Genomic DNA, 19,023 nt, shown 5'->3' on the forward strand with positions numbered 1-19,023 from the left:
CGTTCAAACAGAGTACGCCGCTTCCTCCCCCGCAGTTCCTCTGCGCGCTGCAAGCAATGCCGTGGAATTGGGCTATTCGGCGGCCTCGGCGGCAAACTGCATTTCGGCCAGCCGCGCGTACAGTCCACCCTTGGCGATCAGCTCCGCATGCGTGCCTTCCTCGACGATGCGACCCTGGTCCATGACGAGGATGCGCTTGGCCTTCTGGACCGTAGCGAGACGGTGGGCGATGACGAGCGTCGTGCGGCCGACCATGAGCCGCTCCAGCGCTCGCTGGACCTGGGCTTCGCTCTCCGCATCTAGCGCGCTGGTCGCCTCGTCGAGCAACAGGATCGGCGCGTCTTTCAGAACGGCACGGGCAATTGCAATACGCTGGCGCTGGCCGCCGGAAAGCGTGATGCCGCGTTCGCCGAGCCTGGTCTGATAACCGCCCGGAAGCGCACGAATGAACTCGTCGGCTTGGGCGGCGACGGCGGCGCGGCGCACGGTGTCCATATCGGCTTCGGGGCTGCCATAGCGGATGTTGTCGGCGACGGTTCCCGCGAACAGCGCTACGTCCTGCGGGACGAGTGCCATACGCGCGCGCAATTGCTCGAGGTCGGCGCTGCGCGCATTGACGCCGTCGATGAGAACCTCGCCGATCTGCGGATCAAAGAAGCGAAGCAGCAGATTGAAGATCGTGCTCTTGCCGGCGCCCGACGGGCCAACGAGCGCGATCGTCTCGCCTGGCAGCGCGTGGAACGATACCCCGTTAAGGGTCGGCAGCTGAGGCCGGCCCGGATAGGCGAAGCGCACGTCCTTGAACGCCACCTCGCCGCGCGGCGGTGACGGCAGGGGTACGGGCACGGCCGGCGAGCGGATCTCGGGCTCGATGGCGAGCAGTTCGGTCAGCCGCTCGGCGGCACCGGCGGCCTGGCTGACCTCGCCCCAAATCTCGGAGACCTGCGCGAACGAGGCGCCGGCAAAAACCGCATAGAGGACGAACTGGCTCAAACGGCCGACGGACATGCTGCCGTCGACGACGGCGGCGGCGCCGAACCAGAGCACGGCGACGATGCTGGCGACGACGAGGAACATCGCGAGCGCGGTGAGCCAGGCGCGGGCGCGCATGCGCTCCTTGGCGGCGTCGAACGCAAGCTCGACGGCATAGCGGTATTGCGCTGCTGCCGGTTTCTCGTAGGCGAATGCCTGCATGGTCCGCGAGGCAGCCAGGTTTTCCGCCGCATAGGCGGAAGCCTCGGCCAACTGGTCCTGCGCGCGGCGCGACAGGCGGCGCACGGAGCGGCCGACGGCGATGAGCGGCAGCACGATCAGCGGGATGGCGAGCAGCACCATGAGCGTCAGGTGCACGCTGGTGACGAACATCATGACCAGTGCGCCGACCAGCATGATGAAGCTGCGCAAGGCCTGCGAAAGCGACGAACCGGCAATGGCCTTGATCTGCGTGGTGTCCGCCGTGAGGCGGCTCATCAGCTCGCCGGAATGCGTGCGCTCGAAGAACGCCGGGCCTAGGTCGGCGACGTGGCGGAAGACGTCGGAGCGCAAGTCGGCAACGACGCGCTCACCGAGCCAGTTGACGTAGTAGAAGCGCGCGGCGCTCGCCACGGCGAGGATAAGGCCGATGACGATGAGCATCGCGAAGTAGTGGTTGATGAACACGCCGTCATGGCCGCCGAAGCCGAGGTCGATCACCCGGCGCACGGCGAGCGGGATCGCCAGCATGGCAACGGCGGAGACGACGAGCGAGACGCCGGCAAGGATGAGCTTGCCGCGGTGGCGGGCGAGGTAGGGCCACAGAGACAGGAGTGGGCGCAGCTCCAAGCGCTGCCGCCCTTCCTGGTCATCCTCCCCAAGCGCGGGATTTATCCCGTCTATTTTGGTGATGTTGTCGCGGTTCAAGGCGTTGCTCATCAGTCGGCCGGTGGCGGCCGGGCGGTTGGTCGAAACCATGCCCGACGGGGGGATGCGGCTCAAGTGGCATCGGGACGCGGCGCGGCGGGAACAAAGTGACCGTGCAGCCGCTGCTTGTGCCGATTGACCAAGTCGATTATAGAGGCCGCTCCGAACGCCAGTTTTGCCGCCTGAAGAGGCCGTTTGACCTCAGGCTAGCCTTTGTGAGCGCCGCTATGAAGAACGATCCCGATCTGCACCCGGACTACCACCAGATCAAGGTCAAGATGACCGACGGAACCGAGTTCATCACCTATTCGACCTACGGGAAGGAAGGCGACGAGCTGCACCTCGACATCGACCCGACCTCGCATCCGGCCTGGACCGGCGGCGACCAGCGCCTGACCGACCGCGGCGGACGCCTGTCGCGCTTCAAGAAGAAGTTCGAGGGCATGTTCTGATCCGAACGGCCCTGCCGTTCGCGCAATAAAAAAGCCCGGCTCGAAGCCGGGCTTTTTTGTTTAGGCGTTCGTTAACTCGCTCAGCGGCTGAAGGCGAGGCGCAAACGGTCCATTTGCGTGCCGACGGGGTTGGCGAGCAGCGCTTCGGTGGCGCCGGCATTGTCCGCCTTGACGTTCATGGCGCGGTCGAGCTGCACGATGCGATCGTGCAGCGCGTAGCTTTCCTCGACGAGCCCGCGCAGCGTCTCCGGCAGCTCGCCGAAGCCGCCGACGTGTGAGGAGCGGGATGGCGCCTGCAGCGCCACGCCCTTGCGCTTGCGCTGCGCTTCGGTCTCGCTGATGTCGCCTTCCTTCAGCGCGCGGCGGATCAACAGCCAGGAGGCCATGTCCAGAAGCCGCGTCGTGAGACGCATGCTCTCGCTGGCGTAGAGGACGTTGACGGAGGGGGGAAGGCGCTTGGCCTCGGCGCGGCCAGGACCTTCGAGGTAAGCGGCGGTGCGCTCGACGAGCGCCATGCCTTGCTTGAAGACGCCGTCGAACTGAGCGGAGGCCTGGAAGCGCTCACCGAAAGAGACGGTGACGCCCTGTGGAGCTAAAGCCGCTTCAGCACGCGATACATTGCTCATGACTAGATTTGACACACTCACTCACCTGCAGCTCATCAATAACACGGACGCATCCTGCCAAGCCATAGTTAACAACATGACCAAAAGCGGGACGGTCTCGCGTTGGTTCCGATCACAGTTGGGGATATGCAAAAAAAGAGCCGCTTTGCAGCGGCTCTGAAGTCAACAGGGAGGCGTCAAACAGAGCGGCCGTGCCGCTCGGGATCCAGGTGACTGGATAACGGCAGGTTAGCGGGTGTTCGCTAACAAAGGCTTAATGGCTAACGATGCGTAAGCAACGCGCTGGTGACGATTGCGGCGCGTTTCGGGCATCGTCTCGCGCGCTACCGCCGAGTGCGCGCGCGTCGAGCGTATGGTGCCTTATTGGGCAGGGCGTTCATCACTTCTTGAAGAGCGCGCTCGCCGCTGCCTCGTGCTTGCGCTTGGCGTCGAGCTCCGCCTTCACCCGCTCGATCTCGCGCTCGAACTCGGCGATGCGCGCCTCCAGCTCGGCGACCGACAAGGTCGCAAGGGTGTCGCCGACGGCGGCGTTCGTCTTGGGCTTTTTCGGAACGATGTCGTCCCAATCCATGGCGCAGCTCCGGCCTCGTTCACTGCTTTGGTGGAGTCTGCTCCAACGTTTCAGCCACGGCAACCGGTGCGCGAGCGCCTTGTCTCGGCGCCCATGCTCGGGCATCACCGCCGCAGAGGCCAATCGAGGAAGACCATGACCGCACTGCCCGAGACCATGACCGCCATTACAATCGTCGGCAAAGGCGGACCAGACGTGCTCCAGCCCGCCACCGTGCCGGTGCCGCTGGTCGGTCGCGGCCAAGTGCTGATCAAGGTGGAGGCAGCGGGAGTGAACCGTCCGGACGTCATGCAGCGGCTGGGCCTTTACCCCGCACCGAAGGGGCATTCGGAGATTCCGGGTCTCGAAGTATCCGGCACCGTCGTTCTTCTCGGCCCGGAGGCGCCGCGCTTCAGCGCAGGCGGCAAGGTCATGGCGTTGGTCAACGGCGGCGGCTACGCGGAGTACTGCGTCGCCGACGAAGGCTCCTGCCTGCCGGTGCCGGACGGCGTGTCGATGATCGAGGCGGCAGCGATTCCAGAGGGCTTCTTCACCGTCTGGCACAACGTGTTCGAGCGCGGTGGTCTCAAGTCGGGCGACTGGTTCCTGATCCACGGCGGGACCAGCGGCATCGGCGTCGCCGCCATCCAGCTTGCCGCGGCGATGGGCGCCAAGGTCATCGCGACCGCCGGCTCGGCCGAGAAGTGCGCCGTCTGCCGCGAGCTGGGGGCCGTTCGCGCTGTCGACTACAAGACCGAGGACTTCGCTGAAGCCGTCAAAGCCGAGACCGGCGGCCGCGGCGTCGACGTGATCCTCGACATGGTCGGCGGCGACTACGTCGAGCGCAACATCCGCTCGCTCGCCGACGACGGGCGCCTGGTCAACATCGGCTTCCAGTCCGGCTCCAAGGTGACGATCGACATGATCCGCATCATGCTGAAGCGCCTGACGGTCACCGGCTCGACGCTGCGCATCCGCTCGGCCGAGGTGAAGGCCGCCATCGCGCGCGCCGTGGAGGAGAAGGTCGTGCCCCTCATCGCCGCGAAGCGCGTGAAGGTCGTCATCGATGCTACGTTCCCCCTCCGCGAGGCGGCGGCGGCGCATGCCCGCATGGACGCCGCCCATGTCGGCAAGATCGTCTTGACGGTTTAGGGTTATCGTTCCGCGGCATCCCTGTTGTCGGGGGATTGCCGGGGGTTGCCATCAAATTGACAATACGCGGTTTTCTTGTCTCCCGTGCCCAGGCTCGGGGTGGGCCGGGAAAGGCCGCAATTGCCGGGAAGGATGCGCACGTGGGCGTGCGGGTTGGTCATTTCATGCGTCAGCGTCTCGGCATATTCGGTCTGTGCGTCGCCGTATCGGTGGCCTTGTCGGCCGTCGGCGATGCTGACGCCGCCAAGAAGCGCAAGGAGCCGCCGCCCCAGCCGTTCTCGCGCCCGGAGATCATCCTCTCCTGGATCAACGACTACCGCCACAACCCGACGCCCGAACGCCTGCCCGATGCCTTCAAGGCCATGCGCGAGCAGGGGCAGTTCAAGGAAGTCGAGCAGGCTGGCATCTACGTCGGGTTCATCGCCGGCGTCATCGGCGCCAATCCGGACAAGGCGGAAAAGCTTGTCACCGACATGTTCCCCATGCCGCCGCCGGATCAAGTCGTGGTGGTGAAGGCGATCGCCTACTCGGGCCTCGCCGAATGGAAGGAGCTGCTCGGCAAGTTCGTCGAGCGCATGCCCGCCCGCAAGGTGATCATCGAACGCTACCTCTACGGCAAACTGCCAGTGCTCCGCGATCTACCGCTCGACAGCCCGATCGGCGTCGACGCCAACTGGGGCTACTACTTTGCGACCGGTTCGTCGGAGCCGATCCAGCGCCTGGTGCGCACGCTGGCCTGGTCGCGCGAGAAGAACAACGTCGAGAAGCTGACCATCGGCTCGATGGTGAAGTGGACGCTGGCGCAGAACGCGTCGAAGGACCACGACCTGCTCGGCTACCTCAAGACGTCGCTGCCGCACCAGCCCGACAACGTGGCGAAGCCTTTGGGCGAGGTGATCGAGGGCGCCGAGACCTTCGAGCTGGCGGCGATCCGCAAGGATGCGCTTGCCTCCATCGAAGAGCTGAAGACCAAGGGTTCGGAGAATGCGCGCAACTTCTCCTGGTGGGGCCAGGCCGGCCAGACCGTATTCGCGCTGGGCTGCGTTGCGGCCGGCGTGATGGGCCAAGTCTACATGGGCGTGCCGTGCGTCGTCGGTGGCGCGCTGTCCAACGTCGCGTTGAAATACCTCACGCCAGCCGAGTAAGCAGCGCTAACCATGCCCTCCGCTTGCGCCATTTCGCGCCGGGCGCCTAGGTGCTCCTGTCATCAACGTGTCACGTGAATCCGCTGAAAGCCTTGCGTATTGGGTTGTTACGCAAGGCTGCTCATGAACGAGATCGCCTGGGGCTGCGCGATGTTCGCCGCCCTCGCCACGCTGCTGCACTTCGCCAGCGCGCTGCTCGCCTGCTATCGCGCTCGCCGCGGTCAGGATGACCCTTCCGTCATAGCAGCCGATACGGTGAACCTGCCGCCGATCAGCGTGCTGCGCCCGGTACGAGGTCTCGATCCCTATGATGAGCTGACGCTGCGCTCGAGCTTCGAGCTCGCCTACGCGCACTACGAGCTGATCCTGTGCTGCGAGGACCAAGACGATCCTGTCGTGCCGGTCATCCGCCGGCTCATGGCCGCGCATCCGCATATCGACGCCAAGCTGCTCATCGGCCGCGATACGCTGTCGTCGAACCCGAAGCTCAACAACCTGATCAAGGGCTGGCGGGTTGCAAGCCATGCCTGGGTCGTGATGGCCGACAGCAACGTGCTGATGCCGCCCGACTACCTGCAACGCCTGCTCGCCGGCTGGCGGGCCGACACGGGGCTTTTATGCGCGCCGCCGATAGGCTGCATGCCCGACGGCTTCTGGGCGGAGGTCGAGTGCGCCTTCCTCAACACCTACCAGGCCCGCTGGCAGTACGCGGCCGACACCGTGGGGCTCGGCTTCGCGCAGGGCAAGACGATGCTGTGGCGGCGCACCGATCTCGAGCGTGCAGGCGGGATCCGCGCGCTCGGCGCCGAGATCGCCGAGGATGCGGCGGCGACCAAGGTCGTGCGCCGTGCCGGCAAGCGCGTCCGTCTCGTCGATCGCGCCTTCGGCCAGCCGCTCGGCGTGCGGTCGGCGGCGCAGATCTGGTCGCGGCAGGTGCGTTGGGCGAAGCTGCGCCGCGCGACCTTCCCGCTGTTTTTCCTCCCCGAGGTGCTTTCGGGCTCCTTTGCGCCGCTGGTCGCGGCGGCCGTTGCGGCGGAGGCAATGGACGTGTCGGGTGTCGGCGTCGCCGCCGCGCTCGGCGCCGTGTGGTACGGGTGCGAAGCGATCCTCGCGCGCACTGCTGGCTGGCATTTGACGACGCTGTCGCCGCTCGCGTGGGTGGCGCGCGATGTGATGCTGCCGGCGCTATGGGTGCAGGCGTGGCTCGGCAACTCGTTCAGCTGGCGCGGCAACGACATGCGCCTCGCCGACGCAGTAGCCAGCAACTGACGCGAACATGATGTCTAGCGCGGGCGCCGCTCCCTCTGGCGCTCCGTTTGACCGGTGCAGCCAGAGAGAAGCGGTCCCCGTCTAGCCTGCGCTTGCTCCCTCGCCTTTGGGAGTGCCCGCCGCACGCGGGCAGAGCTCCCTGGCTTTTGCAAGCGCGGCATCCTTGTTCGCGAACTCGCCGACACTCGTGCCGCCCGGCGCATGCGCCTTGAGGTAGTTGGCGAGCATCGACTTCTCGAAACCTTCAAGCACGGTGAGCACCGTGTAGCGCACCTCGGTTTGGGCCTCGGAGCGGACCAGCAATGCCTTCTTGCCGCCGTAGCTGGCGGTGCTGACGCGACAGCCGGCAGGCGTTGCAGCGGCGGTCGGGGCGCCGGGTTTCGCCAGAGCGGTGCCCATGCCGGCGGCAAAGGCGAAGGCAACGCGCTCCTGCGCCGGAGGTGCTTGGGCCGAAGTCGGCTCAGTGGAGGGTGGGCTCGGCGGGGTGGGCGCTGCCTCGGACATTTGTGCGGGCGGCGTAGGCTCTTCGCCCGTCTGGATCACTTGCTCGGCGACGACCTCGTCGGCGGCTTCTGCCTGCGGGCTCGGCTTGCGCGACGGCAGCGGCGCATCTTCAACAGCGTGGGACGGCGCAACTGGCGCCTCGACGTGCGGCTCACGCGGAGCATCCGGCACGGTTGCACCATCGGCGGCCGACCAGATCGTGCGCACGGGAGGACCGGCGGGCGCCTCCGGCGCGTTTACGGGTTGTGGGCCGCCCAGGTTGGCGGCGCGCGCCAGCTCCTGCTTGGGAGCCGTACGCTTTTGTGGCTTCGGCGGGGTGGGTTTGCTTTCCGCGTCTTCAACAGGGTCGGGGCCAGTGCAGAAGCTCTGGCGGAAGTTGTTCGCCACCCACTCGATCGATGCGCCGTAGTGGCGGTCAGCGGCCCAGCGGCGCGCGAGGTCGGCGAATGTCGTGCGACCTTTCTTGGACGTCATCGTCGTGAGGATGTCGTCCTGCTTCAGCCGCGTGCGCGCGCCGACTGGCTCGTCGATGCGCTCGCCCGAGTAGACGACGAGATGTTGGATCTGGGCGAGAACGCCGGTGGTGACGTCGGGATAGCTGTCGCCGGGGACGCCGCCGCCGGTGGTGCCGAGACCGGCGAAGTTGTTCTGCTTGGGATTAACGTCGCCCCAGCTGCCGTTGCCGGTGCGGTAGGTCAGAAAGTTAGTCTCCACCGCCATCTGGAAGAAGGCATAGTCCCACCGCACGCGCCAGATCTCGCCGTGCTTCTTGTAATAGCTGGCGATGTCGGCGAAGCGCGGATCGAGGTTCGAATTGCGCGTCTTGATGAAGGCCATCAGGCGCTTGGGCGTCACGCAGCGCGGCACGGTGTTGTCAGCGTCGGCACGGATGCGCGGCGGGGCTGCCATTGCGGATGCTGCGAATACCGCGAGCAAAGCCGCTGTTACCAGCGACCGTCGCGCCAAGCGCATAACCGAAACTCGCCCGTTCGCCGTCAATGGGGTCCCCATGGCGTTGCTACGTACGTTCAGACGGCTGCTGGAGGCGCGTCGCGGAATTCTTAGGCGCGGCAACCAATCGCCGCGCCCGGGCGCTCAGCCTTCGGGGCAGAGCTCGAAGGCCTTGCTCAGGGCCTTGTTCTGGGTCGGGAACGAGCCGACCTTCTCGCCGCCCTTGGCGTAGGCGGCGATGTAGGCATCGACCTCGCGCTTCTCGTTCGCTTCGGTGACGTCGAGCACGGTGTAGTTCAGCATGCCGCCGTTGCCGTTGGCCCTGATGATGACGGCGCGTTGGCCGCCATAGCTTGCCGTCCAGACCTTGCACTTACTGCTTTTCGCGGGCGCGGCTTTCATCTGGGTCGCGGCGCTGCCGAGCGCGGCGGTCTGAATCTCGGCACCCTTGGTCTCGGGAGCCTTGCTCTCGGTAGCCTTGCCGTCGGCAGCCGGATCAGCCTTGGCGACCGATTTGGCCTCGGGCTTGGCTTTGGCCTTGGTATCGGGCTTCGCCTTCGCGTCGGGCGTCGCTTCTGCCGTGGCGGCCGGAGCGGTGTCGGCCTTGGCATTCAGCAGCGTGACGGGGGGCGCCTCTTCGGTAGCTGCCGCTGCCGGCGCGGCGCTGGCCTCGGCGCGCGTGCCGAGCATCCCGGCGCCGAGAGCCTTGAGCGGAGCGCCCTGCGTGCGCTCTTGTTCGATATTGCGTTTCGCGATCTCGGCACCCTTGGCCGGGGTTTCAGCCTTAGCGGGAGTTTCAGCGGCCGGAGCTTCGTTGGCGGGCTCTGCTGCTGCAATTTCCGTCGCAGGCTCGGCCTTCGGCTTCGCTTTGGTCTTCGCCTTGGACTTCTGCTGATCGTTGTTGGCTTCCTGCGCCAGGCCGGGGTTCGGATCGTCCCCGTTGCAGTACTCGTTATAGAAACCGTCGGTGATGGTGGAGATGTCGCGCACGTAATTGCGCGATGTCGGCGCCCACTGCTTGGCGACCAGCGTGTAGGTCATGGGGCCGTCGATCGACTTCTGCCATTCGGTCAGCACGCCCCATTCCTGAACCTTGCGCGTGCGGTCGGCGACCGGGTCGTCGATGCGCTCACCGGCGTACATGAGGAGGTGCTGAAGGTGGGCTTTGACGCCCGTCGATACGTCGCCGAAGCTTTCACCGCGCGCTCCCCCACCGGAGGCGCCGAGGCCGGCGAAGTTGTTCTGCGTAGCCTTCACGTCGCCGCCGAAGCGGAGCGCGCCGGTCTCGAGGATCATCTGGAAGAAGGCGATATCCCACCGGATGCCGAGCGCTTGTCCGTGGCGCATGTACTGGGAGGCGACATCCTCGAAGCGTCCATCAACTTGAGGGTTGCGCGATCGAAGGTAAGTCATCAGGCGACCAGGGGTGGCGCACTGCGGGACCTTGTTGTCGGCGGTGATCTTAACTTCGGGAAGGTCGGCCGCGAGAACTGACGTCGAGAAGACTGCGGCGAGAGCAATGGTGAGCGATGCTCCGAAGAGGCTCTTCATGAGAACACCCGTCTATAACGCGGCGCTGTGAAACTGAGCGCCCGACGAAACCACCAAACGTTCTTAAAGACTTAACGTTAACAGGTGGTTTACGAATCGCCGGCACCCCGAGACTTGCGAGAAAGCCGGAGCATTTGGGCGCGAGTTAGGGCGAGCCGAAGCGGAATTGTGGCGCTGAGCATTACGCAGGCGATGGTAAATAGGTGCCCTGGGCTCAGGCGAGGTGCTGACCGCCGTCCAGGGCGATCATCTGCCCGGTCATCGACGGCGTCGCCAAAATGAAGCGCACCGCGGCGGCGATCTCCGGTAGGGACGGGCCGCGCTGCAGCGGCGTCGACAAGGTCTCGGCCGCGAAATCGGACTGCGTCTGGTGCACGCTCTGCAGGACGGGACCGGGGCCGATGGCGTTGACGCGCACGCGCGGCGCCATGGCCTGCGCCAGCGTCTGCGTTGCGGTCCACAGGCCGGCCTTCGAGATCGTGTAGGAGAAGAAATCGGGTGTCGGCCTCCAGACCCGCTGGTCGATGATGTTGATCACGTTGCCTTCGACGCCGTCCGGCAGGTTGGCGTAGAGCGCCTGGGCGAGGAAGACGGGCGCTTTCAGGTTGATGTCGAGGTGGGTGTCCCAGCCGGCCGGTGTCACCGAGCCCATGGTGTCGAGGAAGAACTCCGACGCGTTGTTGACGAGGCACGTGGGCGTCCCGATGGTTTGCGCACAATTGCCAATCAACGCCTGTACGTCATTGATATCGCCGAGGTTTGCGTACAGCGCCGCGGCCGTTCCGCCGGTTCGAGCGATCTCTCCGGCGAGCGCTTCGGCCTCATCGCGTGAGCGGCGATAGTGGATCGCGACGTGCCAGCCATGGGCAGCAAGATCCAGCGCGATGGCGCGGCCGATACGCCGTGCGGCGCCAGTGATCAAGGCTGTCGGCGTGAGACTTTGCGGCATGCGGATGTCGATGATCGCAGGTCCTTTTGGGCTACGCCAGATGCGGCGACGCGGTGCGCGGGCAACTCCGCTGATCGAAAGCGAAAACGGAGCGCGCGGCACGCACCGGTTGCCGTGCCCTCAATTTGAGCAGACGCCTAGTCGATGGTCCTTGCCTGCCAACCTGGGTGCTCCCCCGCCAAGCGATAATTGGCCAATTAATAGCCAAAACGGCCCGTCCGTTGCTTTCCGGCTACACGGTGGCAGACGAGACGTGCTGCGACGGTGATTCGGCTTGTAGCAAGCGCTGTTTACGCTTTTTCTACACTCCAGAAGCGTTCGAGAAGCCGTGTCCGGCAGTGACGAGTTCGGCGCTTTAAGTGGTCAGTAGTGTACGGGGGTAAGTTCCATCATGGCCGAGTCTCGTAAAGTAACTAAGCTTTTTGGTGCAGCGGGTGCTGCGCTCCTTGCCCTCTCGGGTGCCGCGCTCGCCGACGGCTACGAAGGCAGCATCAAGGACGCTCCGGCCGACGAAGGTCGCAAGTTCACCTACTCGTTCTCCATCACCGGCACCTCGGACTACGTGTTCCGCGGCATCTCGCAGACCGACAACGATCCGACCCTCCAGGGCGCGATCAACATTGGCTACGGCATCTTCTACGCCGGCGTCTGGGGCTCCGGCCTCGACTTCGAATACTTCGGTAACGACGCAGAGGTCGAGTTGGATTGGTACGGCGGCATCAAGCCGACCTGGGGTCCGCTCACATTCGACTTCGGCATCATTTACTACACCTACCCGGGCTCGAACTACGTTGGTGGCGTACCGCCGGAACTTCCCTACATCGAGTACAAGGCTGGTGTCAGCGGCTCGCCGATCACCAACCTGGCGTTGGGAGCCACCGTCTACTATTCCGATGACAGCTATGCCGAGACCGGCGAAGTCTGGACCGTCGAGGGTACGGCCGCCTACACGTTCCACGCCATTGGGCCGTTCACGCCGACCATTAGCGGCACCGTCGGCCACGTCGAAGGTGATGATCCTGCTTACCTGACGTTCAACGGCTTCGACAGCTACACCTACTGGAACGCCGGTATTGCTCTCGCCGTCGAGAAGCTGACCTTTGATTTCCGCTACTGGGATACGGACGGAGCTGAAAACCCCGTCTCGACAACAGGGTTCAGCAGCTGCGTCAACGATCTCTGCGGCGAGCGGTTCGTGTTCAGCGCAACGGTCGCGCTGCCCTGATCGGACGACACGACGGAGTTTGTACTGCGAACGGGGCCGAGAAATCGGCCCCGTTTTGCGTCATTTGCCTAATTTCTGGTCACGTAGAAGCCTGAAATTCCACGCGAAGTTGCTCTACTGCCACGGCAACCTGTCCACGACATTGGGATAACCTGATTACATCTTGTGAACATCGGTGATTTGGGTCGTTTCTCAACCACGCCGTGGATTCCCGTAACGCGCACCTCGGATGTCATTTCTGGCGGTTGGGCGCGTTCTTGCCCTCTAAAGCAAGAGGGAATTGGCTTCTCATGACGAACACTTCAAAGCTTGCTGCCCTGTGCGGGGCAGTGGGACTTGCGCTCATCGCGATCTCCGGGACCGCCGCGGCCGACGGCTACGAGGTTGCTGCCCCGGCCGCTGCCGACGAGGGCCGCAAGTTCACCTACAGCTTCAATCTCGGCGCGACCTCGGACTACGTCTTCCGCGGCATCTCGCAGACCGACAACGATCCGACCATCCAGGGCGGCGTCGACTTCGGCTACGGGATTCTCTATGCCGGCTGGTGGGCGTCGGGTCTGAACTTCGACGCCATCTTCAACGACGCCAATGTCGAGATGGACTGGTACGGCGGCATCAAGCCGGCCTGGCACGGCGTGACCTTCGACTTCGGCGTCATCTACTATGCCTACCCTGGCGCGTCCTACAGGGTCGACCCGCCGTTCGGCTTTGACCTGAACTACGTGGAGCTCAAGGCTGGTGCCAGCACGACGATCCACGAGAAGCTGGCGCTCGGCGGCTATGTCTACTGGTCGCCGGACTACTTCGCCCAGACCGGGAGCGTGTGGACCCTCGAAGGCCAGGCCGGCTACACCTTTGACAAGGTCGGCGTGTTCACGCCGACGGTCAACGGTGTCATCGGCTACCAGACCGGCTCCGACGACTACTACGAGGCTTGGAACGGTTTCAGCGAGTACTGGTACTGGAACGCCGGCCTCGCCCTTGCGGTCGACAAGCTAATCTTCGACTTCCGCTACTGGGGGACCGACGCTTCGAATACGGTGTCCGACGCGTTCACTTGCATCAACGACTATTGCGACAGCCGCTTCGTGTTCAGCGCCAAGGTCGTGCTTCCGTAGCTATCTTCTCTCGAGACGCATTTCGTTCGGGGCCGGGCATCCGCTCGGCCCCGTTCGCGTTACAAGCGCCTGATCTACTGAATTAATTCTTTGTTTACGAAGCGTTGCAGGGACGCAACACGGACACAGCAAGCCGTTTGTGGTCCGCAAATCCACCTAGTGCCGAATCGAGTTCTCAGGCTCTCCTAGAGGTCGAGGCCGCGGTCGCGGCAGGTGTGATGGCGCGTCTATGCCAAAGGGATGGACCACATCATGACTCGCAGAATCGCTTCGCTTTTTGCCGCCACCGGTGCGGCACTCCTGCTCAGCACCGCTATCGCGCAGGCTGACGGCTACGAGGTCGCAGCTCCCGCCGCCGCCGACGAAGGGCGCAAGTTCACCTACTCCTTCAACGTCGGTGCGACGTCCGACTACGTGTTCCGCGGTGTCTCGCAGTCCGACAACGATCCCGCCATCCAGGGTGGGGCCGATTTCGCTTATGGCATCCTTTATGCCGGCGTCTGGGCCTCGCTGGTCGACTTTGCCGATGCTCCTCCGGCCGACGCCGAGGTTGACTGGTACGGCGGCATCAAGCCGACCTGGAATTCGCCGCTCGGCACCATCAACATGGACTTCGGCGTCATCTACTACTCGTACCCCGGCGCCAATCCGGACTCTGTCGCCCTCCCTGACCTGAACTACGTCGAGCTCAAGGCGGGCTACAGCTGGTCGGCTCTGCACCCGAGCCTCGTAACAGGCACGACCGTTTTCTGGTCTCCGGACTATGTCTTCGAGACTGGATCGGTTTGGACCATCGAGACGATGGCTGCCTGGACGCTGCCGAAGGTCCACATCTTCACGCCGGTGATCAACGGCGTACTCGGCTGGCAGAAGGGTGACTCGAACGACAACTACTTCGTCAACGTCAACGGCACCGACGACGAGTACTACTACTGGAACGCCGGCTTGAACGTGGCGGTTGAGAATATCTCTTTCGACTTCCGCTACTGGGATACGAACATTGGCGGCGATGCGGCTGGCCCCGTCTGCGCGGCCGACTTCCTGTGCGACGAGCGCTTCGTGTTTTCTGCGAAGGTCGTCGTTCCCTAACCGGGTCGAGAAGCGAGCAAGATTGCAGGGGCGGTGCAGCGCGCATCGCCCCTTTTTGTCTTACGGTAGAGCAGGGTGCAGCGCCGACACAGGCCTGTCATAGACCTCGGATATCCGTACGCGTGCTTTTTGCTGAATTGGCCGCCGCCCGATCCGCTGGCTGACCAGCGGTGGGCTCGGCAGCCAAGACGCAGGGCACGCCAGACGCCCTCAAATGGCGTGCTCCGCGAGGCCAGAGGCCAGCTTTGCGGTATCCGCCGGAAACCCGCTGCCGGCGGTGACGCAAGCTGGCCTCGATCGCCTCGACTAAGGCTGCCGTTTTCCCCAGTCCTGCTGCCGCCCTATCTTGCTTGCGCGCCACGATGCGCACCATAAACGCGGCGAATAAGCAGCAAACGGGCGCCGCGTGATCATCACCATCGTCGGCATGATTGCCTTCACCGTCGTGGCGGCGTACTGGCTCGCCTGCAGCGGCGGCGAGAAGCAAGTGGTCTTCTCGCAGGCTGCAGACGTCCCGAGCGCTTTCGGCTGCAGCATGGCGTGGCTCGCCATCCGCTGCGACGAGCCCGAGAGCGTGATCGACGTGCTCGGGCTGGAGGGTGCTGCTACCTGCAACTGGAACTCCGGCATCGGTGCGGTCTACGACGACTGGCTCGGCGCCTCGCGCGTATTCGTCTCACCTCCGGTCGATGGCTGGACGTTCGTCGCGGGCCTGTCGCTGCCGCATCCGTTGGGCACGGGGTTCGTCGACAAATGCACGCCGATGCTGGTCGATCTCGGCGGCAGCTTCGACGAGATCCAGTACTTCTTCAGCTATCCGCCAATCGACTACTATGCCTGGGCGCGCGTGCGCGACGGCCGCCTGGTACGCGCTTTCGCGGTGAGCGACGAAGGAATCATCTGGAACAAAGGCCGGGCGAGCAAGGAGGAGCGCGCGCTAGGCCTCAAGCTTTTCGAGCTGCGCGGCGTGCGCGAGCGCAAGGGCGATGCTGGCGGCGAATTAATCCTGCACCCGACAGAGGATCACGTCATGCGGCTCGCCAGCCGCTGGAGCATCGATCCTACCGCCCTCGCACAGGAGCAGCGGCACGCTGGGCTCGGCTACATCGCATTGGCGCCGGCACGCTGGCGCGCCGAACGTCTGCGCAGGGCGGCGTGACCAAACGAAAGCGGCTTAGCGGGCGTCGTTGTCGAAGAGGATTGCAAGATCCTCGCGGTCATCGCCGTTGTCGAGGCGCAGCGCCAGACCGTCCGCCGGACACGGCCGCTCCACGGTGCGGTTCGATTGCCGATCGAGCTCGAGGCTCGTGCAGGCGGCGGGATCGACGCGATGGATGGTCGGCAGGCTTCCGGTCTCGAGTGGGCTGGTGCCACCAGCGTCGGCGAGCGCATATGCTGCCTCGCCCGTGGGGTCGGCAGGCGCCTTGACGTAGAGGCCGGCGATGCCGAGCGCGTGCCAGAACACCGCGCCGCATGCGAAGCCGATAGCGGTTCCCACGGCGGCGGAGCGCCGCCGCCGCCGGACGATCCCCGCCCGCGTAGCCTCAGGCGCACGCGGCTTGGGGGGCTGCCCCGGCCGCGCTCCATCCGCTGCTGTTGTCCCCATAGCGCCGATCCCCAGTTTCGGCATGAATCACTGGAGCAAGTCTGCGAAGTGGCAGGCAGGCGGGCAAGGCGGCGTCTTGGCGGGAGCGTGGCCGCCGGATCGATTTCCACAGCGTTGCGCTGTCAGAACCGGGCGGGTGATTCGAGCACGCGCGGGCGCGGCAGGCCGCGGTCGCGCTTGGGCTGCAATTTATTCGGCGACGCCGAATAGTCCTCACGGCGCGTCGAGCGGACGGGCGGTACATGTACCTCGTCCGCGCGGCAGAGCTTCTGTTGGTTCTCGTTCTGCCCGCAGGCGCGACCTTCGCCGTTGCGGGTCATGCAAATGCGCACGTCGCGCAGCCGGTTGCCGGGGCCCCCGCACGTGACGGCGATCATGTCTGGTCGCAGCCAGGGATTGGCGCGGATGAATTCGACCTCGACTTCACGCGGGGTCGTGAACTGCATCTCGAATGGGTTCTTGAATCGGTCAGGCACGCGCACGCTCGTGAACAGCTGGCGCGAGAGCTGGTAGTACTCGGCGGGGTCGAGCCCCGAGCAGGTTCCGTGCAGCTTGTACTCGTGGATGACGAGGCCGCCCGACGGCATGATGTCGAGCATGCTGTTGATCACCGGTTGCGGCACGAATGGCTTGCGGCCGACGCGGCAAGCCTCCGGGTAGCCCTTCTCGTACTGCGGCCAGAGTCCGTGCAGGACGAAGCCATAGCGCAGCCCGTCGAGGCGCGCGCACTGGTCCTCGTCGCGACCCTCCTGCGCCGTCACGCAATGCGTGGGGCTCCACGACATCACCATCGTGTAGTAGTCGAACTTGCCGGCGACGTTCGCCTGCGACTTCTGATTGAACACTTCGCTCGGCCAGAGTCCCTGGCGGGGGTCCTCTGCCCGCGCCGGGGCGCCGACGGCGAGAGTCGTCAGGGCGATGATCGCCAACCGCGGCAGGATAGAATCGTGTCTCTGCATCAGGCTCGCGCGCTCCGCGTCATTGTCATTTCTTGGCGGCGACGATCATCTCGGCCACCATGGTCGGGTGATGCGTCGCGCAGACGATAGGAAAGGTGCCAGGCTTGTCGGCCGCGAATGTGACGCGTGTGGATTGTCCGCGCTTAAGCTCGAAACTCTTGTCGTATCCGCCGATCGTTATGGGATGGCTGGCGCCGTTGATGCCGACGAACTCGAGCGTGACCTCGTCGCCTTCGTTGACGAAGATCTGGCGCGGATCGAACACGTAAACTGCCACCTCCCAGCGACCCTCGGCATTCGGCGGCTTCAACTGAAAGCCGCCGCCCTCAGGCAGCGGGGTGGTTGGGAACGGCTCCTTCGCGACGTTGGCCCCGCCCTTCGGCTCGACCGCCGTCACAACGATATAGCGCTTCTCAGCGTGCGCCGGCGCGGGCGCCAGCGCTACAAGCGAGAGCGCTAGGAGGACAGCCGCGTATGCCCGGGGATACCGCGTGAGATGCATCGTTCACTCCGTTCGTCGCATGCTTGGGCGAGGAGGGCAGAGGTTTGCGGCAACCTCAAGCCGTCGCTGTCTTCGCAAGGCGATCCAGGATGCGCGCCCAGCTGCGGGCGCCCTTCTTGAAGCTCGACAGATTGTACTTCTCATTGGGGCTGTGGATGCGGTCGTCGTCGAGGCCGAAGCCGATCATCAGGCTATCGCAGCCGAGCGCCTCCTTGAACGAGGTGACGATGGGGATCGACGCGCCCGAGCCCATCAGCACCGGAGGTCGGCCCCATTCGTCGGCGAGGGCCGCAGCGCTTGCCTGCATGGCGGGCGTGTCGGTGGCAAATGAGATGGCGGTGCCCGCCTGCTTGGAGGAGAACTCGGCGGTGCAGTCGGCGGGCAGCCTTGCGCGCACGAAGTCCTCGATGTTGGCGGTCAGCGTGTGCGGATCCTGGCCGGCGACGAGGCGGCAGGTGATCTTCACGGACGCTTTCGACGGTATGACCGTCTTGGTGCCGACACCCTGATAGCCGCCGGTGATGCCGTTGAACTCGAGCGTCGGTCGCGACCAGAGCTGCTCGAGCACCGAACGATCGGTTTCGCCTGCTGCCTGTTTCAATCCGACGGCACTGAGGAACGCCTCGGCGCGGAAGCCGAGCTTGCTCCATTGCTCCTTCTGCGCCGGCGGCGTCTCGGCAACGCCGTCGTAGAAGCCCGGCACGGTGATGCGGCCGTTGTCGTCGTGCATGGCGGCTACGATCCGCGCCAGCACGCGGATCGGATTGGCGGCAGGACCGCCGTAGATGCCGGAATGCAGGTCGCGTGTCGGGCCAGTTACTGTCACCTCGATCGACGCAAGCCCGCGCAGCATGGTCGTGATGGCCGGCGTATCCTTGTCCCATTGGCCGGTGTCGCAGACGAGCACGGCGTCGGCTTTGAGCTCGTCGGCGTACTCGGTGAGAAATGCGGGCAGCGAGGGCGATCCGCACTCCTCCTCACCCTCGAGCATGACCGACACGGAGATTGGCAGCGTGCCGGCAACCGCCTTCCAGGCGCGCACTGCCTCGAAGAAGGTCATCAATTGACCTTTGTTGTCCTCGGCGCCGCGGGCGACGATGACCTGCCCGTTCGCTGGATCGGAAATGATGATCGGCTCGAAGGGCGGCGACGTCCACAGATTGACCGGGTCGGCCGGCTGGACGTCGTAGTGGCCGTAGAACAGGACGTGCGGCGCGCCCGGCACGCGCTCGCTTGTGTCGTGGGCGAGGACCATGGGGTGGCCCGTGGTCGAGATAACCCGGGCGTCGAAGCCGAGGTCGCGCAGCTCGTTGGCGCACCAGTCGGCCGCCTCCTGGCAGCTTGCCTTGTAGGCGGGGTCGGTCGAGATGCTTTCTATACGCAACAGTTGGAACAGCCGCGTCAGCGCCGCATCGCTCGACTCGTCCAGCGTCGTCAGGACTTGGTTTAGCTGTTCGCTCATAGGCTCATCTCCGG

18 protein-coding genes are annotated in these 19,023 nt (G+C 65.0%); 8 read left to right on the forward strand and 10 right to left on the reverse strand.

Translation table 11 applies throughout. From position 1 onward, the window contains the following. Positions 1–72: 72 nt before the first annotated feature. The gene (locus GIW81_RS16115) at positions 73–1,911 is read right to left on the reverse strand and encodes an ABC transporter transmembrane domain-containing protein (RefSeq protein WP_154740820.1); all 1,839 of its coding nucleotides are present in this window, start codon (positions 1,909–1,911) and stop codon (positions 73–75) included. Between the two features lie 215 nt (positions 1,912–2,126). Here GIW81_RS16115 and rpmE point away from each other — a divergent pair, with 215 nt between their 5' ends. After that, on the forward strand, positions 2,127–2,351 hold the full coding sequence (gene rpmE, locus GIW81_RS16120) for a 50S ribosomal protein L31 (RefSeq protein ID WP_154740353.1): 225 nt from the start codon (positions 2,127–2,129) through the stop codon (positions 2,349–2,351). A gap of 80 nt (positions 2,352–2,431) precedes the next feature. On the opposite strand, the gene GIW81_RS16125 is transcribed toward rpmE, so the two are convergent. Beyond that, the gene (locus tag GIW81_RS16125; protein ID WP_154740354.1) at positions 2,432–2,977 is read right to left on the reverse strand and encodes a DUF1465 family protein; all 546 of its coding nucleotides are present in this window, start codon (positions 2,975–2,977) and stop codon (positions 2,432–2,434) included. A gap of 379 nt (positions 2,978–3,356) precedes the next feature. After that, entirely contained in the window at positions 3,357–3,548 is a 192-nt protein-coding gene (locus GIW81_RS16130; protein ID WP_154740355.1) for a DUF1192 domain-containing protein, read from the reverse strand. A 135-nt stretch (positions 3,549–3,683) separates the two neighbouring features. Here GIW81_RS16130 and GIW81_RS16135 point away from each other — a divergent pair, with 135 nt between their 5' ends. The 3 genes from GIW81_RS16135 to GIW81_RS16145 all read left to right on the forward strand — a co-directional run bounded on the left by GIW81_RS16135 (position 3,684) and on the right by GIW81_RS16145 (position 7,093). Further along, complete coding sequence (locus tag GIW81_RS16135; RefSeq protein WP_154740356.1) at positions 3,684–4,679, forward strand: NAD(P)H-quinone oxidoreductase; 996 nt, start codon at positions 3,684–3,686, stop codon at positions 4,677–4,679. Between the two features lie 164 nt (positions 4,680–4,843). Next, positions 4,844–5,824 (forward strand): hypothetical protein, encoded by a 981-nt coding sequence (locus GIW81_RS16140; protein ID WP_154740357.1) that lies wholly within the window; start codon positions 4,844–4,846, stop codon positions 5,822–5,824. A gap of 123 nt (positions 5,825–5,947) precedes the next feature. Next, complete coding sequence (locus tag GIW81_RS16145; RefSeq protein ID WP_229309361.1) at positions 5,948–7,093, forward strand: ceramide glucosyltransferase; 1,146 nt, start codon at positions 5,948–5,950, stop codon at positions 7,091–7,093. A gap of 81 nt (positions 7,094–7,174) precedes the next feature. Here GIW81_RS16145 and GIW81_RS16150 read toward each other — a convergent pair whose 3' ends face one another. The 3 genes from GIW81_RS16150 to GIW81_RS16160 all read right to left on the reverse strand — a co-directional run bounded on the left by GIW81_RS16150 (position 7,175) and on the right by GIW81_RS16160 (position 11,048). Further along, positions 7,175–8,506 carry a glucosaminidase domain-containing protein gene (locus GIW81_RS16150; protein ID WP_229309363.1) on the reverse strand — a complete coding sequence of 444 codons (1,332 nt, stop codon included), beginning with the start codon at positions 8,504–8,506 and terminating at the stop codon, positions 7,175–7,177. Positions 8,507–8,692: 186 nt separating this feature from the next. Beyond that, positions 8,693–10,099, reverse strand: coding sequence for a glucosaminidase domain-containing protein (locus GIW81_RS16155; protein ID WP_154740359.1), 1,407 nt, complete (start codon positions 10,097–10,099; stop codon positions 8,693–8,695). A gap of 214 nt (positions 10,100–10,313) precedes the next feature. Then, entirely contained in the window at positions 10,314–11,048 is a 735-nt protein-coding gene (locus GIW81_RS16160) for an SDR family oxidoreductase (RefSeq protein ID WP_154740360.1), read from the reverse strand. Between the two features lie 391 nt (positions 11,049–11,439). Here GIW81_RS16160 and GIW81_RS16165 point away from each other — a divergent pair, with 391 nt between their 5' ends. The 4 genes from GIW81_RS16165 (at position 11,440) to GIW81_RS16180 (ending at position 15,639) form a co-directional block, all read left to right on the forward strand. Next, positions 11,440–12,273, forward strand: coding sequence for a TorF family putative porin (locus tag GIW81_RS16165; protein WP_154740361.1), 834 nt, complete (start codon positions 11,440–11,442; stop codon positions 12,271–12,273). 290 nt (positions 12,274–12,563) lie between these two features. Beyond that, a complete protein-coding gene (locus GIW81_RS16170) occupies positions 12,564–13,391 on the forward strand; it encodes a TorF family putative porin (RefSeq protein ID WP_154740362.1) in 828 nt (275 codons plus the stop codon). Positions 13,392–13,643: 252 nt separating this feature from the next. Beyond that, complete coding sequence (locus tag GIW81_RS16175; RefSeq protein WP_154740363.1) at positions 13,644–14,480, forward strand: TorF family putative porin; 837 nt, start codon at positions 13,644–13,646, stop codon at positions 14,478–14,480. A gap of 406 nt (positions 14,481–14,886) precedes the next feature. Then, a complete protein-coding gene (locus GIW81_RS16180) occupies positions 14,887–15,639 on the forward strand; it encodes a hypothetical protein (protein WP_324615072.1) in 753 nt (250 codons plus the stop codon). Between the two features lie 15 nt (positions 15,640–15,654). On the opposite strand, the gene GIW81_RS16185 is transcribed toward GIW81_RS16180, so the two are convergent. The 4 genes from GIW81_RS16185 to GIW81_RS16200 form a co-directional block, all read right to left on the reverse strand. After that, a complete protein-coding gene (locus tag GIW81_RS16185) occupies positions 15,655–15,978 on the reverse strand; it encodes a hypothetical protein (protein ID WP_154740364.1) in 324 nt (107 codons plus the stop codon). 230 nt (positions 15,979–16,208) lie between these two features. Further along, the gene (locus GIW81_RS16190; protein WP_154740365.1) at positions 16,209–17,045 is read right to left on the reverse strand and encodes a ribonuclease T2 family protein; all 837 of its coding nucleotides are present in this window, start codon (positions 17,043–17,045) and stop codon (positions 16,209–16,211) included. 25 nt (positions 17,046–17,070) lie between these two features. Next, a complete protein-coding gene (locus GIW81_RS16195) occupies positions 17,071–17,547 on the reverse strand; it encodes a cupredoxin domain-containing protein (RefSeq protein WP_154740366.1) in 477 nt (158 codons plus the stop codon). Between the two features lie 55 nt (positions 17,548–17,602). Next, positions 17,603–19,009, reverse strand: coding sequence for a dipeptidase (locus tag GIW81_RS16200; protein ID WP_154740367.1), 1,407 nt, complete (start codon positions 19,007–19,009; stop codon positions 17,603–17,605). Positions 19,010–19,023 lie beyond the last annotated feature (14 nt).

It is taken from the genome of Hyphomicrobium album (genome assembly GCF_009708035.1).
Classification (GTDB): domain Bacteria; phylum Pseudomonadota; class Alphaproteobacteria; order Rhizobiales; family Hyphomicrobiaceae; genus Hyphomicrobium_A; species Hyphomicrobium_A album.